This is a genomic window from Halobaculum gomorrense (assembly GCF_900129775.1).
In the GTDB taxonomy this organism is placed as follows: Archaea; Halobacteriota; Halobacteria; order Halobacteriales; family Haloferacaceae; genus Halobaculum; species Halobaculum gomorrense.
In genome coordinates this window covers 24,096-32,080 of record NZ_FQWV01000015.1, presented here as the reverse complement: position 1 = coordinate 32,080, position 7,985 = coordinate 24,096, and the positions used below count along the sequence as shown (strand labels likewise).

Genomic DNA, 7,985 nt, shown 5'->3' with positions numbered 1-7,985 from the left:
ACCACTCATCCACACACACACACTCAAGCCCGCTGGCACCACGCCAGCGGGCTTTTTTCATATACACAGACACACAGACAGCGACGGCTCCGTCAACCGCCGTCCGCAAATTCGTGTTGACCAGTGGCAACGCGGGTCACTCGGGGAGATCCGACGGGGCGACGCCTGCTCGAATCGCAGTTCACAGCACCAGCGTGACGATCGTGAGAACGAGGAAGACGATCACGAGCCACTTCGCGATCGTCATACTGACCCCGGCGACGCCCCGGGCACCCAGGACGGCCGCGACGAGCGCCAGCACGAAAAAGACGATCGCGTACTAGAGGAACTCACCGCTGAAGAACTGCAATGGGGCAGGATTCGACACCGCTCCGAGCTCGGCAATCGCACCGGTGGTTCTCATCTGTGTATCCACTTTCACCACACAGCCCGATAGTTACGACGTGCGTACGCTCCGCGTTCTCCAGACGCGAACGGTCGTCTCTTGACGCCTGAACGAGGGCACTGGCTGGCGATCCGACGGGATCCGGTAGAAGGGATCAGCTACTGAACGGCAGAATCGAGAGAGAAGTGCTCCGGCAGGGATTTGAACCCTGGTCATTGCCGTGAGAGGGCAATATGATTGGCCGGACTACACCACCGGAGCGCGGTAATGCACTACTGTGTGCACCTGAGCGTACGCCTGTGACCTGTAAAACGGTGTCGGTTCGCCCCTGCCGTGTGTCGGTTTGGCGTGCCGGCTGGCGGGTTACGCGGCACCGGCGACGGCGTCGGCGATTGCCTCGGCCCGCGACAACAGCCGTTCGTCCTCGCCGAAGCCCGCGGCGACCTGCACGCCGACGGGGAGGCCGTCCACGTCGCCGGCGGGGAGGCTGACCGTCGGGAGTCCGGCGTGCGTCCACGGGAGGTTCATCATCGGGTCCCCGGTGTCGTCGATCCCTCCGGGCGCGGGACCGGGAGCCGCGGGGGCGACCCACGCGTCGATACCGTGTTCCGCCGCGCTCGCCGCCAGCGAGTCGCGTAGTTCGTTCCGTCCGCGTCGCCCGCGGACGAGCGCCGAGACAGGTGTGGACCGTCCGTCCTCGATCAACTCGCGGGTCGCGTCGGCGTATCGGCTGGCGTACCGGTCGTACCACTCGCCGTGGGCGAGCGCGGCCTCGGCGGCAACGAGGGTGTTGTGGCGGTCGTTCACGTCGTCGATATCGGGGATCGCCGCGACGCGGGCGAGGTCGTAGCCGGCGTTCGCGAGCGCGTCCAACGCCCGCTCGAACGCCTTCCGCCCAGCGTCGGACGCCTGATCGAGATACAGGTCGTCCGGGACGCCGAGCGTTGCCGCCTCGTCCGGTTCGCTCGCTCGTTCGTCGTCCCAGCCGTCGAGGAGGACCGACGCCGCGAGCGACGCGCCGACGGCGTCCCGCGTGAACGTCCCAACGTGATCGAGGGACTTCGAGAGGGGGATCACCCCGTCCGTCGGGATCCTGCCGCGGGTCGGCTTGAAGCCGACGACCCCGCAGAAGGCCGCGGGCCGAATGACCGAACCCACGGTCTGAGTCCCGAGCGCGAGCGGTGCGGTGCCGCTGGCGACGGCGGCGGCGGACCCGCTGGAGGAGCCGCCCGGCGTCCGATCGAGATCGTGCGGATTGCGCGTCGGTCCGGGGGCGAAGTACGCGAACTCGGTGGTGTGGGTCTTCCCGGCGACGTACGCGCCGGCATCGCGGAGGCGCCGAACTGCGGTCGACTCGGGGCCCGCGAGGGCACCGACCGGGAGTTCCGACCCCGCCCGGGTCGCCAGCCCGTCGACGTGAAAGATGTCCTTCACTCCCACGGGGACGCCGAACAGCGAGGGGCGGTCGCCGCCGTGTTCGGCACCCTGCGACGGGTCCGGGTCGGGGTATCGATCGCCGAGGGCGTCGGCTTCGGCGCGCAGCCACGCCCGGGATTTCCCTCCGTCGACCCACGCTCGAACGTCGTCGTCGCGCTCGTCGATCCGGTCTCGAACGGTTGTCGCGTACGCCGAGGGCGTACGCTCGCCGACTCGAAGCTCGGTAGCGAGCGCGGCGAGCGCCTCCCCGGTTCGATCTGTGTCCATACACACCGGTTCCGTCGGTCGGGTAGTAGTTCTTCGGAGGGGGCGGGGACGGGCCTTCCGCACTCGACGGGGACAAACAGGCCGCGGATAGCGGTGGACGGCTCCACGCGGTGAACAGTGCGGTGGCGGCTGGCTTTGCGGTGATCTGTCTTGCGGCGATCAGCTCCGCTTCGACCGCGCCTCGCGCACGTCCGCACCGTCGCGCAGTTTGTCCTCACAGTTCGGGCAGACTCGAACGTTCTCCAGCCCATCGGGTGCGAACACCCGCACGTACCGTTCAGTCACGAACCCGCCACAGTTGGTACACTCCGGCATCGGGCGGACACATTCGTTTGATCGATAAAAAGACACACCCCGGAGGGCACTCGTTCGGCACGGCCGAGCGCGGGCGGCGAAGCGTCCGCTCAGACGACCCGGTCGCCGGCGGCGAACACCGCTTCGGGACGCTGCCACGCGTCGGCGTCTTCGGCGGGATTCCCGTCGAGGACGACCAGATCGGCGCGGTAGTCCTCCGCGACTCTGCCGGTGTCGTCGAGCCCACACAGCTCCGCGGCGGTGACCGTCGCGGCCTCCAAGGCCGCCTCGGGGCTCAGCCCGTACTCGACCATGTACGCCAGCTCGTCGGCGATGTTGTCGAAGTAATTGAACGGCGTGCCGGCGTCGGTGCCCATCGCGATGTCGACGCCCGCGGCTTCGGCGTGCTCGAACGAGGAGACAAACGCCTCGGCGGCCTCGTCGGCCTTCTCCATGGCCGACTTGGGGATCCCGGCGTCCGGGTTCTCAACGATGTTTCGCAGCGCGGCCGCGGTCGGCACCCAGTAGGTCCCCTCGGCGGCCATCGCCTCCGCTGCCTCGCGGTCCATGAAGGTGCCGTGCTCGATGCTCGTGATTCCGGCGTCGACCGCGTTGAGCAGGCCATCCTTCCCGTGGGCGTGTGCGGCGGTCGGGACGCCTTTCGCGTCTGCGGCGTCGACGAGCGCTGCAAGCTCCTCGTACGTCAACTCCGGGGCGCCCGTCTGGGCGCCTTCGGTGAGCACGCCGCCGGTTGCCATGCACTTGACCACGTCGGCGCCGCGCTTGAGCTGCTCGCGCACGGCCTTGCGGACCTCGTTGGGACCGTCGGCCTCGCGGCCGAACCAGTGACCGTGGCCGCCGGTCATCACTACGTTCTTCGCGCACGCGAGCACGCGCGGCCCGTCGAGGCGCCCCTCGGCGACCGCGCGGCCGGCGTCGAGCGCCAGCGTTCCGGTGGCACCTAGGTCGCGGACGGTGGTGACGCCCGCCTCGACCGCCTTCCGGAGGTTCGCCGCGGCGATGTACGAGTGGTCAAAATCGCTTTCGCCTTGCGCGGTCGACACGTCGGGGCGGCCGTCCATCATCAGGTGGACGTGCGAGTCGACCAGCCCCGGCGCGACAAACTTCCCGCCCACGTCCGTCGTCGTGTCGCCGCGTCCGGTGTCGCCGACGGCGACGATCTCCCCGTCCTCGATCGCCACGTCGGCTTCTCGGACGCCGTCGGCGTCGACGACGGTCCCGTTCGTGAGTACGTGCATGACCGAGCGATCGCTGGCGGAGTGGGTAAATGCGTGGATCGCGGCGGTCGACGCGGCCTTCGGAGAGGCGGTCCCGAATGCAGCCGTGACTCTGCCGCGGAGCGTGTCGCTCGTGGACGCGACTGCGGCGAAAAAAAAAAAGATCGACGGTGCGGCGGCGCCCGGCGGCGCTCGACGCCGCGCGATCAGGCCTGGAAGTCGATCGTGGACAGCGTCTCGATGTTGCCCTCCATGTCGGTGTTGTACTGGAGGAACGCGTAGGTGACGGCGGTCATATCCCCGTTCTCGTCGAAGTTAACCGAGGAGGAGGCCCCGGAGTAGTAGACGTCCTCGCCGTTCGCGACCATCCGGAGCCCTTTCGGGAGATTCCCGGGGGTGATCTCGGTTCCGCCGTCGCTCGGGTTGGCCACGGGCCGCATCTCCTCTTTGATGACGCTGCCGTCGTTCGTCCCCGCCTTGACGTTGGCGAGCAGGCACACCGCCGAGGCGTCGTACGCGTGGGCGTTGAACACGCCGGGCGCGCGGCCGTACTCCTCTTCGTACAGGGAGGCGAACTCCTCTTGTCCGGGCCCGGTCGCCTGCGGTGTGGTCGCGTAGACGTTCGACATGTTGTTGCCCACGTTCTCGGGGAGCGTGGGATCGACTAAGCCGTCGGTCACGAGGATGTCCGTGTCGTCGCTGTAGTTGGCGTAGTAGTCGCGGAAGATCTGGATACCGGATGCGGGGTAGCCGATCACGACCAGCATGCCCGGCGAGCCGTTCATCGCCGTCGATAGCTCGGAGGTGTAGCTGGACTTCTCCTTCGTGAACGCGACCTGCTGTTGGACGGTCCCGCCGTGGTTGTTCTCGAACGACTGGGTGAACGAGTCCGCGAGCGCCTGTCCGTAGTCGTTGTTGACGTACATGACCGCGGCGCTGGTGTGGCCCAGATTCTCGTCGGAGACTTGCGCCATCACCTGCCCCTGGAGCGCGTCCGACGGGGCCGTCCGGAAGATGAGGTCGTTGTCGTCGAGCGTGGTCACGTTCGGCGAGGTCGACGAGGGCGAACAGCCGACCATCCCGTTGGGGATGAGCACCTGCTGTGTCACCTGGAGATTCACTCCGGAGGATGCCGGACCGCACACGGTCGGATAGCCCGCGTTCGCCAGCGCGTTCGCCGCCTGGATCCCCGCTTGTGGATCAGTCTGGGTGTCCTCGACGGTCTGGTCGAACTCGACGGGCATGTCGCCGGCCGCCCGCAACTGCTTCACCGGGAGCGTCCCGCCGTCGCGGATCGGACCCCCCAGCGACGCGAGGTCGCCCGTGACCGGCATCAGCACCGAGTGCATGACGGTGCGCATCGACTCCGAGCCGCCGGAGCCCTCGGTGGTCTCCATCCCGGAGTCGGTCGTGTCTCCGGTTTCACCGCCACCGCCGCCGGTGTCGCCGCCCGAACCGTTCTGCGTGATGCATCCCGCGAGGCCGACCACGCCGGCCGTCCCGGCGCCCTTCAGTACGTCACGGCGATCGATCTTACGTGCCATGTGAGATCCATTGACGCAATTTGGTATAAAGCTGACCGAACGCGCAGTCGGACGGCGACGTGGCCGCCAGCCGGCGGCGCTCGTCGGGGTGCTCTGTGGACCGACACGCCCAAGCCGTCGCACCGGCAACCCGCGAGCGATGACGTACCCCTCGTTTGTCGTCGGCATCGCCGGGGGGACCGGCGCCGGGAAGACGACGGTCTCGCGGCTGATCACCCAGCGCGTCGCCGACTCGGTCACCCGCATTCCGCTGGACAACTACTACCGCGACCTCTCACATCTCGACGTGGAGGAGCGCGCGGAGGTGAACTACGACCACCCGGAGGCGTTCGAGTGGGACCTGCTCTGCGAGCACCTCGAGGCGCTGCTGTCGGGCAACAGCGTCGAGATGCCGCAGTACGACTTCGAGATCCACAACCGCAAGGACGAGACGGTGACCGTCGAGCCGACCGACGTGATCGTCGTCGAGGGGATCCTCGCGCTGTACGACGAGGAGATAAACGGGATGCTCGACCTGCGGCTGTACGTCGAGACCGACGCCGACGTGCGGATCCTTCGGCGCATCGAGCGCGACGTGGTCGACCGCGGCCGCGACCTCGAAGGCGTGATCGACCAGTATCTCTCGACGGTGAAGCCGATGCACGAGCAGTTCATCGAGCCGAGCAAGAAGCACGCCGACCTCATCATCCCCGAAGGCGCCAACCGGATGGCGATCAACCTCCTCGAAGAGAAGCTCCAAAACGAGGTCGACGGCGAGGGAACTCGCACCTGGGAGCGCGAGGACTTCGAGCGCGAGATCGGTGGACAGTTGCGCTAAGTACGGACCGACGGCCCGCTCCGACTCCCGCGCCGAAACCCGAGGCGTCTTCGGACCCGTTCTGCGGGCCGCTCGGTACTACGGACCGCTCGGGACCGCGAGCGGAGTCACCCGCGCGTGCGGGTGAACGCGTCCGACCCCTCGTACGTCCAGTACCCGTTGTCGCGCATCGTCTCACCGATCGCCTTGTGGAAAGCGACGATGTCACTGAACTCGGTGTCATCGTCGATGTGTTCGAAGATATCGTCGACGGAGACCACCGTGTCCGCGTCGAGGCGGATCGGGTGGTCCCCGAACTCCTCGCGGTAGTCGCCCGCGCGAAGCGGGAAGTCCTCGTCCTCGTCGACCTTCTTCACCAGCACCGCGTGTCCGTACTTGCGGCGCCCCTCGCTGCCCTGCTCACCGTCTGGGTCGTGGGGCCAGTCGTGCGCGCTCATTACGCCGCGGTTGTCGCGGGGGGCGATTAGTCGTTTCGTTCCACGCACCCGCCCGCGGCGACTGACGCCCCGCCGGTTCGTCGATGGTCGGGCCCGTCCGATTCCACGGCCGTCCGTGCCGCCACCGACGCGTACATCACGCCCGAGACGAGTGGGTCGCGTGTGAACCGGAACGACAGATCCATCGTCGGGCTGACGATGCTGGCCCACGGGATGGTCCATACCTACGAGCTGTCCATCCCCATTTTCATCCCCATCTGGCTGGCGCGGTTCGACGTGGTGTCGCTGGGGCCCGTCGAGCTCGCGGTCACGTCCGCGACGCTGGGGCTCCTCGTCACGGTCGGCTACGGCCTGTTCGGTCTCGGGGCGCTCCCGGGCGGCGTGCTGGTCGACCGGGTCGGATCGCGCCGCCTCATCACCGCGTGCCTGGTTGGCATGTCGGCCTCGTTCCTCCTGTTGGGACTGGCGCCCGGGCTCGTTGCGGTCACGCTCGCGATGGTCGTGTGGGGCGTCTCCGCGTCGGTGTACCACCCGGCCGGACTGGCGCTGCTCTCGAAGGGCGTCGAGCAGCGGGGCACCGGCTTCGCGTACCACGGCATCGCGGGCAACCTCGGCATCGGACTCGGTCCGCTCGTCACCACGGTCATGCTGCTGTTTCTCGACTGGCAAACGGTGGCAGCGATCCTCGCGGCGCCGGCGCTGCTCGCGGCGCTGTACGCGCTCCGCGCCAGCTTCGACGAGACCGCGGCAGTCGAGCCCGCGACCGACGGCGGCGAGGGCGGCGACGCGGGCGGGACCGACTCCAAGGCCGCCGCCGGCGTCGGCTCGCTCTCGGAGTTGCTCGCGGAGTCGCGCGTGCTTTTCACGGGGAGCTTCGCGCTCGTATTCCTCGTCGTGATGCTGTCTGGGCTGTACTACCGGGGCGTCCTCACGTTCATGCCGGAACTGCTCGGCGGCTTCTCCGGCTTCGAACCGGTCGCGCTCGCGTCGCTGTTGCCCGGCGGAATCGCAGACGTCCTCAGCGTCGCCCGTGACGGGGGGCGGACCCTCTCGCCGGCCAACTACGTCTACTCGGGGCTGCTCATGATCGGCGTCGTCGGGCAGTACGTCGGCGGCAAGCTCACTGACCGCATCCCCGTCGAGCGGGGGATCGCCGCGAGCTTCGGCGTGCTCGGCGTCCTCGCCCTGCTGTTCCTCCCCGCTGCGTCGCTCGGACTCGTCCCGTTCCTCGCGTTCGGGGCGGTGTTGGGCGTCGCGCTGTTCGTCGTCCAGCCGTTCTACCAGGCGACGGTCGCGGAGTACACTCCGGCGGGCACGCGCGGGCTCTCATACGGCTACACCTACCTCGGCGTGTTCGGCGTCGGCGCCCTCGGCGGCGCCATCGCGGGCGCCGTCCTGACGTACGCGACCCCGCCGGTGCTGTTCGGCGTCCTCGCCGTCTTCGGGTTCGTCGCAGCGGCGACCGGGCTGGTGTTGGCGCGACGGTGAGCGTCGCACCGACAGCCGAGCTCGGTGGCTCCCGCCCGCGCGGCACCGCGTCCCGCAACGCCCAAACACCCGCCGCAA

The 7,985-nt window shown here is 68.4% G+C and carries 8 protein-coding genes and 1 tRNA gene; 2 read left to right on the top strand and 7 right to left on the bottom strand.

The window, feature by feature from the left end; genetic code table 11:
• Window positions 1–181 precede the first annotated feature (181 nt).
• From BUE16_RS17430 to BUE16_RS15900, 6 genes are all read right to left on the bottom strand, one after another.
• Entirely contained in the window at window positions 182–313 is a 132-nt protein-coding gene (locus tag BUE16_RS17430; RefSeq protein WP_073311579.1) for a DUF1328 family protein, read from the bottom strand.
• Between the two features lie 258 nt (window positions 314–571).
• A tRNA-Glu gene (locus BUE16_RS15915) sits at window positions 572–646 on the bottom strand.
• A 102-nt stretch (window positions 647–748) separates the two neighbouring features.
• The gene (locus BUE16_RS15910) at window positions 749–2,089 is read right to left on the bottom strand and encodes an amidase (protein WP_073311577.1); all 1,341 of its coding nucleotides are present in this window, start codon (window positions 2,087–2,089) and stop codon (window positions 749–751) included.
• Window positions 2,090–2,248: 159 nt separating this feature from the next.
• A complete protein-coding gene (locus BUE16_RS17070; RefSeq protein ID WP_200778462.1) occupies window positions 2,249–2,404 on the bottom strand; it encodes a DUF7563 family protein in 156 nt (51 codons plus the stop codon).
• An 89-nt stretch (window positions 2,405–2,493) separates the two neighbouring features.
• Window positions 2,494–3,642, bottom strand: coding sequence for a metal-dependent hydrolase family protein (locus tag BUE16_RS15905; RefSeq protein ID WP_073311574.1), 1,149 nt, complete (start codon window positions 3,640–3,642; stop codon window positions 2,494–2,496).
• 185 nt (window positions 3,643–3,827) lie between these two features.
• Window positions 3,828–5,165 carry an ABC transporter substrate-binding protein gene (locus BUE16_RS15900; RefSeq protein WP_073311571.1) on the bottom strand — a complete coding sequence of 446 codons (1,338 nt, stop codon included), beginning with the start codon at window positions 5,163–5,165 and terminating at the stop codon, window positions 3,828–3,830.
• A 139-nt stretch (window positions 5,166–5,304) separates the two neighbouring features.
• Between BUE16_RS15900 and udk the strand changes: the two genes are divergently transcribed.
• Window positions 5,305–5,982: a uridine kinase gene (udk, locus tag BUE16_RS15895; protein WP_073311569.1), complete on the top strand. Its 678-nt coding sequence runs from the start codon at window positions 5,305–5,307 to the stop codon at window positions 5,980–5,982.
• A 107-nt stretch (window positions 5,983–6,089) separates the two neighbouring features.
• Here udk and BUE16_RS15890 read toward each other — a convergent pair whose 3' ends face one another.
• On the bottom strand, window positions 6,090–6,419 hold the full coding sequence (locus BUE16_RS15890) for a DUF5785 family protein (RefSeq protein ID WP_073311566.1): 330 nt from the start codon (window positions 6,417–6,419) through the stop codon (window positions 6,090–6,092).
• A 162-nt stretch (window positions 6,420–6,581) separates the two neighbouring features.
• Between BUE16_RS15890 and BUE16_RS15885 the strand changes: the two genes are divergently transcribed.
• The gene (locus BUE16_RS15885) at window positions 6,582–7,907 is read left to right on the top strand and encodes an MFS transporter (protein ID WP_073311564.1); all 1,326 of its coding nucleotides are present in this window, start codon (window positions 6,582–6,584) and stop codon (window positions 7,905–7,907) included.
• Window positions 7,908–7,985 lie beyond the last annotated feature (78 nt).